Raw genomic sequence first — 16,554 nt, 5'->3', positions numbered from 1 at the left:
CCGCCCCCGCCGCGTTGTGGCCCCGCAGGGGGCGCTCGTACCCCCTACGGGATCTGTTCCCCCGCCCCTTAGAGGACCATCGGCCTCAGCGGGCCACCGCCTCAGCGGCCCACCGCCCTAAAGAACCCGCGCCCCCACCGCCGGCGCCTCCGCCACCCGCACCTGCCGGCAGGTCCCCGACGTCATCAGCGCCGACGCGACGACCTCCGCCGCCTCCGCGTCCTTGACCAGGAAGGCGGTCGTCGGCCCCGAGCCGGAGACCAGCGCGGCCAGCGCACCCGCCGCAGTCCCCGCCTCCAACGTCTCGGTCAACGAAGGCCGCAGAGACAGCGCCGCCGGCTGAAGGTCATTGGACAGGGCCGAGGCCAGCGCCGTGGCGTCGCCGGACTCCAGGGCGGCCAGTAGCTCCGGCGACGCCTCCGGCTCCGGTACGTCCGTCCCGGCCGTCAGGCGGTCGAACTCGCCGTAGACGGCCGGGGTGGACAGGCCGCCCTCGGCAACCGCGAAGACCCAGTGGAAGGTGCCGCCGACGGGGAGGGGGGTCAGCAGTTCGCCGCGGCCACGGCCCAGCGCCGCGCCGCCGACCAGGCTGAACGGGACGTCGCTGCCCAACTCGGCGCAGATGGAGAGGAGTTCGTCCTGCGAGGCGCCGGTGGACCAGAGGGTGTCGCAGGCCAGGAGGGCGGCTGCGGCGTCCGCGCTGCCGCCGGCCATGCCGCCCGCTACCGGGATGTCCTTGCGGATGTGGAGGTGGACGTGTGGCTCGATGCCGTGGCGGGCGGCGAGGAGTTCGGCGGCGCGGGCCGCCAGGTTGGTGCGGTCCAGCGGGATCTGGTCGACGTCGTGGCCCTCGGCGGTGATCCGGAGGGTGTCGGCGGGGGTGGCGGTGACCTCGTCGTAGAGGCCGACGGCGAGGAAGACGTTCGCCAGGTCATGGAAGCCGTCCGGGCGGGCGGCACCCACGGCCAGCTGGACGTTGACCTTGGCCGGTACCCGGACGGTGACCGGGGCGGCGGTCGCGCCGGTCGCGTTGCTCGTGTCGGTCGCGCCGGTCGCGCCGGTCGCGCCGGTCGTGTTGCTCGCGTCGGTCATGCCTGCTCTCCCCCTGATGCCTGCTTTCCCCCGGATGCCTGCTCTCCCCCGGATGTGTGTGCTCCCCCGGATGTGTGCGCTCCCCCCGACTGCCGGATGCCCGGCGCGCCGCCCGGTCCCTTGTGCTCGGCGATCCGCGCGAACTCCTCGACGGTCAGTGCCTCGCCGCGGGCCTGCGGTGAGACGCCCGCGGCGACCAGGGCGGCCTCCGCGGCGGCGGCCGAACCGGCCCAGCCGGACAGTGCGGCCCGCAGCGTCTTGCGGCGCTGGGCGAAGGCGGCGTCGACGACGGCGAAGACCTCGTCGCGGGAAGCGGTCGTCTCGATCGGCTCGGTGCGGCGCACCAGGGAGACCAGGCCGGAGTCGACGTTGGGGGCGGGCCAGAAGACGTTGCGGCCGATGGCGCCGGCGCGCTTGACCTCGGCGTACCAGTTGGCCTTGACCGACGGGACGCCGTAGACCTTGTTGCCGGGGCGGGCGGCCAGTCGGTCGGCGACCTCGGACTGGACCATGACCAGGGTGCGGTCGATGGTGGGGAAGGTCGCGAGCATGTGCAGCAGCACCGGCACGGCGACGTTGTAGGGGAGGTTGGCGACCAGCGCGGTGGGCGCGGGGCCGGGCAGCTCGGTGACGTGCATCGCGTCGCTGTGGACCAGCGCGAAGCGGTCGGCGCGGCCGGGCAGCCGGGCCTCGACGGTGGACGGCAGCGCCGCGGCGAGCACCTCGTCGATCTCGATGGCGGTGACCCGGTCGGCGGCCTCCAGCAGGCCCAGGGTCAGCGAGCCGAGTCCCGGGCCGATCTCGACCACGACATCGTCGGGCCGGACCTCGGCGGTCCGGACGATCCGGCGGACGGTGTTGGCGTCGATGACGAAATTCTGGCCGCGCTGCTTGGTGGGGCGGACGCCCAGCGCGGCGGCCAGCTCGCGGATGTCGGCGGCGCCCAGCAGGGGGCCGGGATCGTCGGTGGTGCTCTTGCTCATGCCACAGCCTCGTTGCGCTCGTTCACCCGTGAAGCTTACGGCCGCAGACCGGCCACGGGCTCGCCCCCCTTCTGATGTAGAGCTTCTTGGCGCGGTAGGTCTGTTCCTGGGGGGTGGCGTCCTGCGGCCTGCCGTGGCCGCCGAGGGCCCGCCAGGTGCCGACGTCGAACTGGTAGAGCCCGCCGTAGGTGCCGGAGGAGTCCACGGCGTTCGGGCGGCCGCCGGCCTCGCACTGCGCCAGCGCGTGCCAGGCGAGGTGGTCGGCGCCGCGCACGGAGGTGGGCAGCTCCCGGATGCCGAGGTGCACGATCTGCGGGCGCGGGGCGCGCACGACCTCGCTGCGCAGCCGCTTCGGCTTCTGTTTGACGCCGTTGACGGTGCGCACCCGGTAGGTGACCCGCCGGACTCCCGGGCGCCCCTGCTGGACGACGACCACGGTGCCGCGGGCCAGGCGGGCGTCGACCCGGTGGATCGTGCGGAAGGGGACAGTCCGGTCGCGGACCTCCTTGGAGCCGGTGATCCGCAGCACCGAGAGGGTCTGGCCGTCGTGCGGGAAGCTGTCCGGCGGCACCGAGGTGGTGTCCTGGTCGCGCAGGGCGATCCCGGCCTCGGCCAGCGCCTCGCGGACGGTGGCGGCGTTGGTGCGGAGGTGGTGCGCGCGGCCGTCGGCGACGATCGTCACCGAGCGTTCGGTACGGACCGCCAGCTCCAGACCGCGCTGCCCGATGCGCCGGGAGCGGGAGGCCGACACATAGGCGCCGTCGGCCCGTACGCCGATCTGGTGGAGGGCGCCGGCGACGGTGTCGGCGGTGGTCCACACCGTGCGGCGCTGTCCGTCGATGGTCAGCACGACCGGGCGGCCGTGCCGGACGACGACCTCGTCGCCGCTGCTGAGGGCGGTGCCGGGGGCGGGCGCGACGATGTCGTGGGCGCCGATGTCGAGCCGTTCGTCGGCCAGCAGGTCATCGACGTCGGAGGCGAAGGTGTGCAGGGTGCGCGGGGTGCCGTCGACGGTGAGCCGGACCGCCTTGTCGTGGGCGATGAAGGCGGTGGTGCCACCGGCGAGGAAGGCGACGACCAGGGCCCGCGGCAGCAGCCGGCGCAGCGCTTCGGGGCCTTCGGCGCGGCGTCTGCGACGGCCGCGCGCGGCGCGGTGGCTGCTCTGCGAATGACTCACGGCGCGCTCCACATGCCCCGGCTGCGGTTGACGGCCGGAATGTAGCGGAGTCTTCGTCACTCTCCAAAGTCCGATCACTACGGAGAGTTATTAATGTGGCGGATGTGGAGGGGATTCGGGGGGTGTGGGCGGGCTTTTCGGTGGGGTGTGCGGGCTCTTCGGCGGCCGTCGGAGGGCCGCCGCGAACCGTCAGTAACCGAAGGCCCGCGCCGTGTTCGCCGCGACGGCGGTGGCCATCGCGTCCTCGGTCACGGCCGTGACCTCGGCCATGGCCCGCAGCGTGACCGGAATGAGGTACGGCGCGTTGGCCCGTCCGCGGTACGGGGCGGGGGTGAGGAAGGGGGCGTCGGTCTCGACCAGGACCAGCTCCGGCGGGGCGACGGCGAGGGCGTCGCGCAGGTGCTGGGCGTTTTTGAAGGTGACGTTGCCGGCGAAGGACATGAAGTAGCCGGCCGCGGCGCAGATCTTGGCCATCTCGGCGTCGCCGGAGTAGCAGTGGAAGACGACCCGGTCGGGTGCGCCCTCCTCGCGCAGGATGCGCAGTACGTCGTCGTGGGCCTCGCGGTCGTGGATGACCAGGGCCTTGCCGTGCCGCTTGGCGATCTCGATGTGGGCGCGGAAGGAGGCTTCCTGGGCGGCCATGCCCTCGGGGCCGGTGCGGAAGTAGTCCAGGCCGGTCTCGCCGACGCCGCGGACCTGCGGGAGGGCGGCCAGCCGGTCGATCTCGGCGAGGGCCTCGTCCAGGGCACTGTCACCGCCGGGTTCCCGGGCGCCTTGCCTGGACCAGCCGTCCGGGTCGCCGAGCACGATCCGAGGGGCTTCGTTGGGGTGCAGGGCGACGGTGGCGTGCACGCTGTCGTGGGCCGCGGCGGTCTCCGCGGCCCAGCGCGAACCGGCCAGGTCGCACCCCACCTGGACGACGGTGGTCACACCGACGGAGGCGGCCTTGGCGAGCGCCTCCTCGACGGAGGAATCCTGCATGTCCAGGTGGGTGTGCGAGTCCGCGACCGCCACCCGAAGCGGTTCGGGCAGCGGCGGCGGGGTGTTCTTGTCCTGCGGTGCCATGGCCGCGATCCTACGAGGGCCGCGGCAGCGAGCTCACTTGCGGTGGTGCTGGAAGGGATGCAGCAGGTCGGAGAGGTGCCAGTGGTGGCGGCCGGTGTCCTTGTCCCCGGCAGTGCCGTCGGGGTGATCCGAGTCCGCGGCGGAGGGTTCCTTCTTCTTCGCGTCGGCGGGGCGGCGCTGGTGCATGTGCGCCATCGCCTCGGAGACCATCGAGACCTGGCCGGAACGCATGATGCGGACGACGTCGCTGCCGCAGTTCAGGCAGGTGGGGCAGGTCAGCGGGGACGGGACACGCTCGCCGTCCGCGTAGTAGACGACATGGAGTTCGCCCTTGCCGTCGACCTGATGGACTATCTCGTAAGCCTGCTCCCAGCCGTGGCCGCACCGCATACAGGCGAAGGAGTACGCCTCGTGCGCGGCGGCGTCGGGCCGGGGGGCGGGGTGCTCTCCGCCGGTGGTCGTCGTGGAAACTCCGGGGGTCCTGGCGAAATCCGTCATGTGCTGCGCTCCTCTTGTCCGCTGGACAAGGTCTTCGGGAACCGGTTCGTCCCGACGTCCAGTGGACGCCTTTCCCGGTCACAAAGCAGCAGATCGCCGACCGTATTGGCGCAGATTTGGCCGGGGGCAGGGAAAAGTCCCCGCCATACCGGCCAGACCTTTACCTTTCAGGCCAGTCATTTACCTTCTGATGGGTCGGTTTTCTCCGCGCTCTTCGCCGCGTTCTTCGCCGCGACCACCGCGTCGAAGACCTCCCGCTTGGGCAGCCCGGCGTCCGCGGCGACCGCGGCGATGGCTTCCTTGCGGCGCTCCCCGGCCTCCTCGCGGACCCGCACCCGGCGCACCAGCTCCTCGGGGCCCAGATCCTGCGGCCCGCCCTCCGGGGCGCCCTCGACGACGATGGTGATCTCGCCGCGTACGCCCTCGGCCGCCCAGGGCACGAGCTCGCTCAGCGGCCCCCGCTTGACCTCCTCGTAGGTCTTGGTCAGCTCCCGGCAGACCGCGGCGCGCCGCTCGGCGCCGAAGATCTCGGCCATCGCGGCGAGGGTGTCGTCCAGCCGGTGCGGTGCCTCGAAGTAGACCAGGGTGCGGCGCTCGTCGGCGACCTCGCGCAGCCGGGTGCGCCGCTCACCGCCCTTGCGGGGCAGAAAGCCCTCGAAGCAGAAGCGGTCCACCGGCAGCCCGGAGACGGCCAGGGCGGTGAGCACCGCGCTGGGGCCCGGGACGGCGGTGACCTTGATGTCCCGCTCGACCGCCGCGGCGACCAGCCGGTAGCCGGGGTCGGAGACCGAGGGCATCCCGGCGTCGGTGACCAGCAGCACCCGCGCCCCGCCGGCCAGCGCCTCGGCCAGCTCGGGCGTCCGGGCCGCTTCGTTGCCCTCGAAGTACGACACGATCCGCCCGGACGGCTGGACCTCCAGTGCCTGGGTCAGCCGGCGCAGCCGCCGGGTGTCCTCGGCGGCGATCACATCGGCGGCGGCCAGTTCGGTGGCGAGCCGCGGCGGCGCGTCCGCGATCTCTCCGATGGGCGTCCCTGCAAGTACCAGCGTTCCAGTCACCTTCCCATCCTCCCAGGGCGCCGGCGCGCTCCGGCCGGTCGGTGTCCCCCGGTGCGGTCCAGGGCGCTCCACAGGCGGCTTCCCTACGATGGGCCGGGTGACGAGTGACACCACCGCGACCGACGCCGCCGCGCAGCACGCCCCGGAGCCGCCCGGAGCGCCCCCCGTGTGGCAGCGCCGGCTGCGCCGTTTCGGGCTTCCCGACCGCCCGCAGACCGATGTCCGCGCGCGGCTGGTGCCCGCCTTCCCCGAGCCGAGCGGCCGTCTGTGGGCGGTCTTCGGCGCGGGCCCGGAGGCCGCGGTCCGGCTGACGCGCTGGTCCGCCTGGCTGGGTCCCCTGCTGGTGGCGCTGTTCGCCGGGGTGCTGCGGTTCTGGAATCTGGGCAGCCCGCGGAAGGTGATATTCGACGAGACGTACTACCCCAAGGACGCCTGGTCGCTGCTCCAGTACGGCTACGAGGGCACCTGGGCCAAGAACGCCAATGACGCGCTGGTCGGGCATCCGCCGCAGCTGCTGCTCTCGCCCGAGCACTCGTATGTCGTCCACCCCCCGATGGGCAAGTGGCTGATCGCGGTCGGCGAGGGCCTGTTCGGGATGAACCCGTTCGGCTGGCGGTTCATGGTGGCGCTGCTCGGCACCCTGTCGGTGCTGCTGGTGTGCCGTATCGGGCGGCGGCTGATGCGCTCGACGGCGCTGGGCTGTCTCGCGGGCGCCCTGCTGGCGGTGGACGGTCTGCACTTCGTGATGAGCCGGACCGCGCTGCTCGATCTGATCGTGATGTTCTGGGTGGTCGCCGCGTTCGGCTGTCTGCTGGTGGACCGGGACCGCACCAGGGCCCGGCTGGCGGGGGCGCTGCCGGCCGGGCGTGGGGGCACCTCCCGTTCGAGCGAAGCCGAGAACGGGGGAGGGGTCGCGCGCCCGGACGAGAGGGTCGGCGACCGGCTGCGGCTCGGGTGGCGCCCCTGGCGGATCGCGGCCGGGCTGTGTCTGGGCCTGGCGACCGCGACGAAGTGGAACGGTCTGTACTTCCTCGCGGCCTTCGCGCTGATGGCGGTGCTCTGGGATGTCGCGGCACGCCGTACGGCCGGTGCCCGGCGCCCCTTCCGCTCGGTCCTGCGCCGCGATGTCCTGCCCGCCTTCGGGGCCACCGTCGTCGTCGCCCTCGCCACCTATCTGGCGTCGTGGTCGGGCTGGATCGCCACCAAGGGCGGCTACTACCGCGACTGGGCGACCTCACCGGAGGGCCGTACGGGTTCCTGGACCTGGCTCCCGGACTGGCTGCGCAGCCTGTGGCACTACCAGACCGAGGTCTACTCCTTCCACACCGGACTGACCACCCCGCACCACTACCAGTCCAACCCGTGGAGCTGGCTGGTGCTGGGCCGCCCGGTCTCCTACTTCTACGAGGAGACCAAGGTCGGCCAGGACGGCTGCACGGGGGCCGAGCCCTGCGCCCGCGAGGTGCTGGCGCTGGGCACCCCGCTGTTGTGGTGGGCGGCCTGCTTCGCGCTCCTCTATGTCCTCTACCGCTGGCTGTTCAAGCGGGACTGGCGGGCCGGGGCGATCGTCTGCGCGGTCGCGGCCGGCTATCTGCCGTGGTTCCTCTACCAGGAGCGGACCATCTTCCTCTTCTACGCGGTGGTGTTCGTCCCGTTCCTGTGTCTGGCGCTGGCGATGCTGATCGGCGCGCTCGTCGGACCACCGGGCTCGACGGAGCGCCGCCGCACGATCGGCGCGGTCGGCGCCGGTGTCCTGGTTCTCCTGATCGCATGGAATTTCATCTACTTCTACCCCCTCTATACGGGGATGCCGATCCCCAAGTCGGCCTGGCACCACCGGATGTGGTTCGACACCTGGGTGTGAGGGCGTCAATTCGACAGTTCCGTAACAGGCGTACAACAGCGCGTCACCGGACCGTGCCCGTATCGAGACTCAGAGCCCTCGCGTGTCCCTTAGAGTGCGAGGCACGTTCTTGTGTGCGTATTCAAGGACGAAGCTCTTGGAGGGAATCGGTGGCATGCGCCGTGAGGTGAAGTACGGGCTGATCGGCGGATCGGTGGCCCTGGTGGCGGGAGTCGTGGGCGGCTTCACGCTGTTCGGCGGCTCGGACGAGTCGTCGCGGGAGGTCAACTCGGCGGATGCCAAGTCGGGCGAAGACGGCACGAAGGTGGCGACCGGCCCGCTGTCGGCCAAGGAAGTGCAGACGACGTCGCGGGAGTTCCTGACCGCGTGGCAGTCCGGCGACGCCGCCAAGGCGGCCGGGCTGACCGACGACCCGGAGAAGTGCAAGAGCGCGCTCGCGTCCCTGAGCAAGCAGGCGCGGTTCTCGAAGGTGACGCTCACCCCGGGCACCCCGGCCGGTGACAAGGTGCCGTACACCGTCGCCGCGCAGATCGACTACAAGGGCACCAAGGCCGCGTACTCGTACCGCACCTCCGCGACCGTGCAGCGTGAGAAGGCCACCGGGAAGCCGCAGATCGCCTGGAAGCCGACGATGATGCACCCGGGCCTGGCCAAGGGTGACGAGCTGCGCACCGGCGAGGCGGAGGCGCCGCCGATCAAGGCCGTGGACCGCAAGGGCGCCGCGCTGACCCCCGAGGCGCATCCGGCGCTGGCCGGGGTGCTGGACAGCCTGCGGGACAAGTACGGCGACAAGACCGACGGCAAGCCGGGCGTGGAGCTGTTCATCCACCGCGCCAAGAGCGCCAAGCCCGCCGACCAGCTGCCCGAGAAGACCCTGAAGGTGCTGTCCAAGGGGACGCCGGGCACGCTCAAGACCACCCTGGACGCCGGTATGCAGTCGGCGGCCGAGCGGGCGGTCAAGGGCAAGAAGTCCGCCTCCGTGGCCGCGGTCAAGCCCAGCACCGGTGAGATCCTGGCGCTCGCCAACTCCCCGGAGAAGGGCTTCAATCTGGCCACCCAGGGGTCGCTGGCGCCCGGCTCGACGATGAAGGTCGTGACCGCGGCGATGCTGATGGACAAGGGCCTGACCTCGCCGGGCAAGAAGAACCCGTGCCCCAAGTACGTGACCGTCGGCGGCTGGAAGTTCCAGAACCTCAACAAGTCCGAGATCAAGGACGGCACCTTCGCGCAGAGCTTCGCCGCGTCCTGCAACAACGCCTTCATCTCGCACGCCAAGGACCTCCGCGACGACGACCTGACCAAGGAGGCCCGGGACGTCTTCGGTATCGGCCTCAACTGGCAGACCGGCATCCCGACCTTCGACGGCGCGGTGCCGGTGCAGAGCGACGCGCAGATGGCGGCCTCGCTGATCGGCCAGGGCGGGGTGCGGATGAACCCGCTCGATGTCGCCACGCTCGCCGCGACCGTCCGGGCCGGCTCCTTCCACCAGCCGTACATCGTCTCGCCGGCGCTGGACCACCGCACGCTCGCCAAGGCGCCCCGGACGATGAAGCCGTCCACCCTGAGCGGGCTGCGGTCGCTGATGAAGCTGACCGCGACCTCCGGCACGGCCGCCGAGGCGATGTCCGGGGTCAGCGGTGACGTCGGCGCCAAGACCGGCTCGGCCGAGGTCGACGGGCAGAAGAAGCCCAACGCCTGGTTCACCGCCTACCGCGACGACCTCGCCGCGGCGGCCGTCGTCCCGGCGAGCGGCCACGGCGGCTCCAACGCGGGCCCGGTGGTCCGCGCGCTGCTCACCTCCGGCTGACGGGGACGGGGCGCTGTGGGGGCGCCCCGTCTCAGCGTCCGAATCCGGTTCGCATGGCCCGTACAGCTTTCGCTAGCGTGCGGGCCATGAGCGATTCCGCGTCCGGCACCGCCCCGGGCCCCCAGACCGCCATATCGCCCGCCGAGCGCGAGCACACCTCGTGACCCCGCTCGTCGTCGCCGCGGTCCTGCTGGCCGCCGTCACCCACGCCAGCTGGAACGCCATCGCCCACGGCATCCGTGACCAGCTGCTGGCCTTCACCCTGGTCGGCGGCGGCGGCGCGGTCTGCGGTCTCGCGCTGGCCGCCGTCACCCCGCTCCCGGCCGCCGGCGCCTGGCCCTTCCTCCTGGCCTCCGCCGTGCTGCACATCGTCTACCAGGCCCTGCTGATGCAGTCGTTCCGCCTGGGCGACTTCGGGCAGATGTACCCCATCGCCCGCGGCACCGCGCCCCTGGTCGTCACCGTCCTGGCCGCTGTCTTCGTCCACGAGATCCCCGACGGCTGGGCCCTGGCCGGCGTCGCCCTGGCCTCCGCCGGTCTCGTCGGGGTCGCCCTCTGGGGCATCCGCGGCTCCGGGACCAGGCCGCACTGGCCGGCCCTGCTCGCCGCCCTCGCCACCGGCCTCGCCATCGCCTCGTACACGACCGTCGACGGCCTGGGCGTCCGCGCCTCCGGCAGCTCCCTGGGCTACATCGCCTGGCTGATGCTCCTCGAAGGCATCGCGATCCCCGCCTACGCGCTCGCCACCCGCCGCCGCCAACTCCTCACCGAACTCCGCCCGTTCGCGCTGCGCGGGCTGGCCGGCGGGGTGCTCTCCGTCTTCGCCTACGGCCTGGTCCTATGGGCCCAGACCCGCGCGCCCCTCGCACCGATCGCCGCACTGCGCGAGTCCTCGATCATCGTCGGCGCCGCCATCGGCGCCCTCTTCTTCAAGGAACGCTTCGGCGCCCCCCGGATCGCCGCCGCCGGCCTGATGGTCATCGGCATCGGCCTGATGCTGCACACCGGCTGAAAGCTGCCGCTCACTTGGCCATCCGCGCAGCCCGGACCCGCCCCACCAGGTCCTCCGCGGCCGCCGGCCAGCTGTCGTACGCGAAGTCGAAGCCCGCCTCGCGCAGCCGGCCGGGCACCACCCGGCGGCTCTTGAACAGCAGTTCGGTGTCGGAGCGCAGCGCGAACGCACCCAGCTGGGCCATCCACTTCGTGGCGGGCAGCCCCACCGGGACACCCCAGGCGGCCCGCAGCGCCCGCATGAAGTCCCGCTGCGGCAGCGGACCGGGCGCGGCGAGGTTCACCGGTCCGGTCAGGTCGTTCCGGTCGACCAGGAACTCGACCGCCCGGACGAAGTCACGGTCATGGATCCAGGACATGTACTGGGCCCCGCCCGCGACCGGGCCGCCGAGCCCCAGCCGGACCATCCGCAGCAGTACGTCGAACACCCCACCGCGATCCGGGCTCATCACCATCGCGGACCGCAGCGCGACCTTGCGGGTCTCCGGGGTGGCGGCCTCCTCCTGCGCCCGCTCCCATTCCTTGGCGATCTCGATGCTGAACGCCCAGTAGTCCGGGACACCGGGCTCCGCACCGCCGATCTCACCGGTCGCCTCGTCATGGGGCGCGTCGAAGCGGTGGGCGTAGATGGTGGCGGTGCTCATCTGGAGCCAGACCCGGGGCGGCCGGGCGGCCGCGGCGATCGCCTCGCCCACGACCCGGGCGGAGTCCACCCGTGAGCGCATCATCTCCCGGAGGTTGACCTGGGTGTAGCGGCAACTGACGCTGCGTCCGGCCAGGTTGATCACGACGTCACTGCCGTCGACCGCCGCCGTCCAGGGCCCGGGCGTCGTACCGTCCCAGGCCACCTCCCCCGCCCGCGACGGACGTCTGGTCAGCACCACGACCTCGTGGCCCGCGGCGGTCAGCGCGCGGTTCAGGATGCCGCCCACCTGGCCGGTCCCGCCGGGTATCACTATCTTCATCGGGCTCCCCCTCATGGTCACCGGACCTGCCGGGCGCGGGAACACCACACCCGGCACCAGCAGATGCCACCGCCCCGGGCCCCGTCAACGACGCGGGTGGACCGTGCCGTCGGGCGGTGTCTCCAGCGTACGGAGATAGGTGTCGATCGCCCGTGCCGGGAGCGGCGACTGGCACTTGCGGTAGAGCCAGTGGTCGACGGAGTCGAGGACGGCGAGCCGCCCCGCCGGGAATTCCCGCGCCATGCGCCGCGCACCCGGCAGCGGGGTCGCCAGGTCGTGCTTGGCGTTCACCACCAGGACGGGCGGGAGGCTGCCCTTGGCCCGGGCCGGCTCCGGCTCGGGCGCGGCCGGCCATCCCTGACAGCCGAGGACCATGTCCAGGGCCTGGGAGTTGTAGTGGGCGTGCGGCGCGGCGGACCGGGCCTGCTGCCGCAGCTCGCGGTATTCGTCCCAGTCGCGGATGTGGAAGTCGTAGTCCCGGCACATCGTGGTGCGCCAGGCGAGCTCCGGGATGCTGCGTATCCAGAAGACCTTGCCCTTGCCGCTGTTCAGGGCGCCCAGCTGCTCGGCGGTGGGCTGCGGGTTCCACTTCCCCAGGTTGTCGGTGAGGAAGCCGGACAGCTGGTCGGCGGTGACCTTCTTCCGCGTCGGGCCGTGCGGCCCCGGTGCGAACAGCCTGCCCGCGTCGGCGCGCGCGAAGAGCCCCCGGACGACGGACTTCACGTCCTTGCCCTTCAGCGCACACGACGTGTTCTTCGCGCACCAGTCCGCGAGCTGCTGCACCCCGCCCTCGACGGCGGCGGAACCGTCCGTGAGGAAGCGCCCGGCGTCCGGCCGGGACGGGTCCATCGCGCTGTCGAGGGCCAGCGCCCGGACCTTCTGCGGGAAGAGCCGGGCGTATTGGCGACCGATGAGCGTGCCGTACGAGTGCCCGAGGAAGCTGATCTGCTCCTCCCCCAGCGCGGCGCGGATCGCGTCCATGTCGCGGGCGACGCTGACGCTGTCCATGTGGTCGGCGACCGGGCCGCTGCCCGCCCGGCAGCTGTCGGCGAGCTGCTTGTTGAGAGTCCGCATCCGCTGGAACTCGGCCGCGTTCTTCGGGCGGGTGGGGATCTTCCCGGCGAGCTTCTCGTCGCACCGGAGCCCTCCGCTGCGGCCGATGCCGCGCGGGTCGAAGCCGATGATGTCGAAGCGGCTCCGGATGTTCTTGTCATAGCCCTCGGTCGGGCTGTCGGCGTAGTAGGCATCGTCCAGACCGCTCGATCCGGGGCCGCCCGGGTTCGAGAGCAGCACACCGAGGCGCTTCTTGGGATCGGTGGCCTGCTGCCGGGCCACCGCGATCTTCATCGTCGGCCCGTCGGGCTTCGCCCAGTCGACCGGCACCTCCACGGTCCCGCACCGGGTCCGCTTGCTCGGGTCGGGGTAGGGCGGGTCGGCCTTGGGACAGGCGGACCATTTGATCGTCCCCACCGGACCCGCCCCCGCCGCCGGCCCGGGGCTCGCCCCCGCGCTCCACGGCACGAGCAACGACCCGGCAAGCACCGCCACGCCCACCGAGGCCGTGAGGCCCACCTTCCGACGCGACCAGCGCGCCCGACCGTCCAAGCTCTCGACCGACCCGCCCCCGGGCCGCGAAAACGAAACTGAAGTATTCATGCCGCACACCCTCAGGCCCCCACATGACGGCCCTTCCATGACCACATGGTGGCGACGTAACAGAGCCGCACCCTTCGGGGCTCCCCTCCATCGGCGCCGGCGAGCAGGTCAATGGCGCTCTTCTCCATGCCCCGGGAGCACCTCGCTCCCCTCCCTCTCCACCGGTGTGCCGTCATGCCGGGGGTGCCGCGTGCCGTCCGGACCGGTGCGGCATTCGGCGGAGCGGGCCCCTACCGCCAGGACCACGAGCACCGCGGTGCATCCGCCCAGCAGCATGACCGTGGACGGAGAGGTGCGGTCCAGGGTGACTCCCCCTACGAGTGCACCGAGCGAGAAGGTGGCCTGGAAGGAGGCGGTGAACAGGACCGATGCCGCTTCCGGGGCATGCGGTGCCGCCTTGGCGAACCAGGTCTGCGACGCGACGGGCACGGCGCCGTACGCGATGCCCCATACGATCAGCAGGATCACCGCGCCGGTCTCCCGGCGGCCCAGCGCCGGAAGCAGCAGGGTCACCGCGGCGATCAGTCCGGCCGCGAGTCCGAAGGCGGTCCGGGGATACCGGGCCACCCAGGCGCCGCCCAGGAAGTTGCCGAGGATCCCGGCGGCACCGTAGAGCAGCAGGAAGGTCGTGATCAGACCACCGCTGACGTGGGTGACCTGCTCCAGGAACGGCGTCACGTAGGTGTAGGTGCCGAAGTGGGCCAGCACGACGAGGAACGTCAGCAGGAGCGCGAAGCGGATGCCGGCGCTGCGGAGCATGCCGCCGAGGACGCCCAGCCGTGTGGGGTGGACCGGAGGCAGCGGCGGCACGAGCAAGAGCAGCATGACCAGTACGCCGACGGTCAGAACTCCCATGCCGGTGAAGGCCGTTCGCCATCCGGCGAGGTCTCCGACGAGGGTGCCGGCCGGCACGCCGAGGACGGATCCCAGCGGGACGGCGGAGAAGATCACCGCGGTGGCCCTGCCGACCGAGGCCGGTGGCACCAGTCGTTCCGCCAGCCCCGCGCCGATCGACCAGAAGCCGCCGATCGTGATCCCGACCATGATCCGGGAGGCCAGTACGACCCAGTAGTCGGGTGCCGCGGCGGCAAGGAAGTTCGCCAGGGCCAGCAGGAGCATGAGAGCGCAGAGCATCAGCCGGCGGTCGAAGCGTGCCGTGGCCGTGGTGACCAACGGGGCGGCGACAGCCGCCAGAAGGCCGGGCATGGTCATCATCAGGCCGGCCCGCCCGTCCGAGATGGTGAAGCTGGATCCGATCGAGGTCAGCAGACCGATCGGCAGGATCTCGGTGGTGACGATGGCGAAGATCCCCAGCATCACCGAGACCACGGCCGGCCAACCCGTCAGCGGGGACCGGCGGGACAAAGGCTGACCGTGGGCCGAGGCGGTGGTGGTGGCAGTCGGCATGGCGTTCCGTCCTGTGAAAGGCAGCGCGGGTGTACGAGCAGTCCAGCAGGTGGGCCGCGCGGTGGCTGGCAGGTATGCGACCGCATCCTTGCCCTGCCGGCTCTGTTCACGGGTTCCGGCGGCAGCCGGCCTCCCCTTGGGTCCGCCGTGGGCGTCGTCCGTCGTCCGTAGGGTCGCGGAGCCGAGAATCGGATGACCCCGGATTCCGGGGTTGAAGTTGTCGTTGCGGCAGCTTCTACCGTCCTGAACAGGGCCGGAGAGACCGGCCCGGTGACGCGTTCGTGAAGGGGGCGGTGATGGACTGGCCGATCGCGGAGGTTGCCCGGTTGTCGGGTGTGACCGCCCGGATCAGCTGATGGCCGCCGGCCACCCGGCCGACGCCGCGCCCGTGCAGGCCGAGATCGACGCCCAGTACCGTGCCCTGGCCCAACTGCGGGCCGGGGCCGTGTCCACCGATGTTCCGCGCCATGGGGCGCTCCTGCGTGGACAACGACGCCTGGCACGCCGCGTACGAGTCGATCGCACCGGGGCTGGCCGCGTACCAGCGGGACGCCATGGAGGTGTATGCCGCTGCCCGGCTGAGCTGAACCGGGACCGGCCGCCCCGCGGGAACCGGTCCGCGGGAACCGGAGCGCACCAGCGGCCCCTGCCTGTCGCACCGACAGGCGCACCTCGCACGGCCCTCAGGCGCCGGGCGAGGTGCTGCCCGTTCTTGAACGGCGGATCAGCCGCCCGCGGGGGAAACCGCGGCAACGGCCCGCAGCAGCGCCTGTGCCCGCGGGTCCGCCGTCACGTTCCGCTGCATCCCGTTGGTGACGTAGCCGAACGCCAGCCCGCTCTCGGGATCGGCGCAGGCGAGCGCGCCGCCGCGGCCCGGGTGGCCGAAGGAACCGGGGGCGAGGAGCGGGGAGGCCGGACCGTGGAGCATGAAGCCCAGGCCGAAGCGGGTGTGGAGCAGGAGGGTGCGGTCGAGGCCGGCGGACTCCTCGGTGCGGGCGAGGGTGAGGGTCGCGGGGGCGAAGAGCCGGGCGCGGCCGTCGACGGGGCCGATGAGGGCGGCGTAACAGCGGGCCAGGGAGCGGGCGGTGGCGATGCCGCCCGAGGCGGGCAGCTCGGCGGCCCGGTAGGCGGGGGCGTTCTCGTCGGGGGCCGGTGAGATCGCGGCGAAGGCGCGGCTGGTGAGCGAGCCGGGATCGGCGTACGCGTCGGCGACGGACTGCTTGGGGCGGACCCGGAGCCCGGACGCGGCGGGCGGGGCCGGGGGTTCGACGGCGGCGAGCCGTCCGACGCGGGACCGCTCCGCCGCGGGCAGGCCGACCCACAGGTCGAGGCCGAGCGGGCCGGCCAGCTCGTCGGCGATCCAGCTGCCGATGGTGCGGCCGGTGGCCCGCAGCACCAGCTCGGAGAGCAGCCAGCTGTAGGTCTGCGCGTGGTAGCCGTGGTCCGTGCCGGGCTCCCAGGCGGGTTCCTGGGCGGCGAGCGCGGCGGGGCCGCTGACGCCGTCGATGGCCTGGTCCGGGGTGAGCGGGGTGTCCAGGACGGGCAGTCCGGCGCGGTGCGAGAGCAGATGGCGGACGAGTACGCGTTCCTTGCCGGCGGCCTTGAACTCCGGCCAGTACGTGCCGACCGGCGCATCGAGGTCGAGCTGTCCGCGCTGGTGCAGCAGCAGCGGGACGACGGCGGCGATGCCCTTGGTCGCGGAGCGGATCACCTGGGCGGTGCCGGCCTCCCAGGGCGCGGCCGTGGCATCTTCGGACGCGTCGCCGTCCTTCGTACCGCCCCACAGGTCGACGACCTTGCGCCCGTGCCGGTAGACGGCGACCGCCGCGCCCCGCTCACCGCGGCGCGCGAAGTTGGCCATGAAGGCGTCCCGGACCGGCTCGAAGCCGTCCTCGACCGTGCCCTGGACGTCCACCACTGACTCCCGCTTCCCACTCATCCGTCGCTTTCGTGACCCATCCATGGTGCAAC

13 protein-coding genes and 1 pseudogene are annotated in these 16,554 nt (G+C 72.4%); 4 read left to right on the top strand and 10 right to left on the bottom strand.

Going from position 1 to position 16,554, the window contains the following annotated elements; all coding sequences use genetic code 11:
* Nucleotides 1-117: 117 nt before the first annotated feature.
* The 6 genes from ACFWJW_RS21715 to rsmI all read right to left on the bottom strand — a co-directional run bounded on the left by ACFWJW_RS21715 (nt 118) and on the right by rsmI (nt 5,873).
* Nucleotides 118-1,092: a 4-(cytidine 5'-diphospho)-2-C-methyl-D-erythritol kinase gene (locus ACFWJW_RS21715; protein WP_387243699.1), complete on the bottom strand. Its 975-nt coding sequence runs from the start codon at nt 1,090-1,092 to the stop codon at nt 118-120.
* Nucleotides 1,089-2,075, bottom strand: a complete 987-nt coding sequence (gene rsmA / locus ACFWJW_RS21710; protein ID WP_387243696.1) for a 16S rRNA (adenine(1518)-N(6)/adenine(1519)-N(6))-dimethyltransferase RsmA — start codon at nt 2,073-2,075, stop codon at nt 1,089-1,091. The genes ACFWJW_RS21715 and rsmA overlap by 4 nt, the downstream gene beginning before the upstream one ends.
* Nucleotides 2,076-2,097: 22 nt before the next feature.
* On the bottom strand, nt 2,098-3,252 hold the full coding sequence (locus ACFWJW_RS21705; RefSeq protein ID WP_387243693.1) for a ubiquitin-like domain-containing protein: 1,155 nt from the start codon (nt 3,250-3,252) through the stop codon (nt 2,098-2,100).
* 189 nt (nt 3,253-3,441) lie between these two features.
* Nucleotides 3,442-4,317: a TatD family hydrolase gene (locus ACFWJW_RS21700; RefSeq protein ID WP_387243690.1), complete on the bottom strand. Its 876-nt coding sequence runs from the start codon at nt 4,315-4,317 to the stop codon at nt 3,442-3,444.
* A 33-nt stretch (nt 4,318-4,350) separates the two neighbouring features.
* Complete coding sequence (locus ACFWJW_RS21695; RefSeq protein ID WP_387243687.1) at nt 4,351-4,815, bottom strand: hypothetical protein; 465 nt, start codon at nt 4,813-4,815, stop codon at nt 4,351-4,353.
* Between the two features lie 176 nt (nt 4,816-4,991).
* Nucleotides 4,992-5,873 carry a 16S rRNA (cytidine(1402)-2'-O)-methyltransferase gene (gene rsmI, locus ACFWJW_RS21690; protein WP_387243684.1) on the bottom strand — a complete coding sequence of 294 codons (882 nt, stop codon included), beginning with the start codon at nt 5,871-5,873 and terminating at the stop codon, nt 4,992-4,994.
* Between the two features lie 88 nt (nt 5,874-5,961).
* Between rsmI and ACFWJW_RS21685 the strand changes: the two genes are divergently transcribed.
* From ACFWJW_RS21685 to ACFWJW_RS21675, 3 genes are all read left to right on the top strand, one after another.
* On the top strand, nt 5,962-7,737 hold the full coding sequence (locus tag ACFWJW_RS21685) for a dolichyl-phosphate-mannose--protein mannosyltransferase (protein ID WP_387243681.1): 1,776 nt from the start codon (nt 5,962-5,964) through the stop codon (nt 7,735-7,737).
* 154 nt (nt 7,738-7,891) lie between these two features.
* Nucleotides 7,892-9,544 (top strand): penicillin-binding transpeptidase domain-containing protein, encoded by a 1,653-nt coding sequence (locus tag ACFWJW_RS21680; RefSeq protein ID WP_387243678.1) that lies wholly within the window; start codon nt 7,892-7,894, stop codon nt 9,542-9,544.
* 160 nt (nt 9,545-9,704) lie between these two features.
* Nucleotides 9,705-10,556, top strand: a complete 852-nt coding sequence (locus tag ACFWJW_RS21675; protein WP_387243675.1) for an EamA family transporter — start codon at nt 9,705-9,707, stop codon at nt 10,554-10,556.
* Nucleotides 10,557-10,566: 10 nt separating this feature from the next.
* On the opposite strand, the gene ACFWJW_RS21670 is transcribed toward ACFWJW_RS21675, so the two are convergent.
* From ACFWJW_RS21670 to ACFWJW_RS21660, 3 genes are all read right to left on the bottom strand, one after another.
* Nucleotides 10,567-11,520 carry a TIGR01777 family oxidoreductase gene (locus ACFWJW_RS21670; RefSeq protein ID WP_387243672.1) on the bottom strand — a complete coding sequence of 318 codons (954 nt, stop codon included), beginning with the start codon at nt 11,518-11,520 and terminating at the stop codon, nt 10,567-10,569.
* A gap of 84 nt (nt 11,521-11,604) precedes the next feature.
* On the bottom strand, nt 11,605-12,990 hold the full coding sequence (locus ACFWJW_RS21665; protein ID WP_387243669.1) for an alpha/beta hydrolase: 1,386 nt from the start codon (nt 12,988-12,990) through the stop codon (nt 11,605-11,607).
* A 294-nt stretch (nt 12,991-13,284) separates the two neighbouring features.
* Nucleotides 13,285-14,583, bottom strand: a complete 1,299-nt coding sequence (locus ACFWJW_RS21660; RefSeq protein ID WP_387243666.1) for an MFS transporter — start codon at nt 14,581-14,583, stop codon at nt 13,285-13,287.
* A gap of 349 nt (nt 14,584-14,932) precedes the next feature.
* On the opposite strand from ACFWJW_RS21660, the pseudogene ACFWJW_RS21655 reads away from it, so the two are divergent.
* Nucleotides 14,933-15,170: pseudogene (locus tag ACFWJW_RS21655) on the top strand (TipAS antibiotic-recognition domain-containing protein); the annotation flags it as partial.
* Between the two features lie 137 nt (nt 15,171-15,307).
* Here the strand turns inward: ACFWJW_RS21655 and ACFWJW_RS21650 are convergent.
* Entirely contained in the window at nt 15,308-16,522 is a 1,215-nt protein-coding gene (locus tag ACFWJW_RS21650) for a serine hydrolase domain-containing protein (protein ID WP_387243663.1), read from the bottom strand.
* Nucleotides 16,523-16,554 lie beyond the last annotated feature (32 nt).

This window comes from Streptomyces sp. NPDC127097 (assembly GCF_042724075.1).
GTDB lineage: Bacteria > Actinomycetota > Actinomycetes > Streptomycetales > Streptomycetaceae > Streptomyces.
This window is presented reverse-complemented; position numbering and strand designations above follow the sequence as displayed.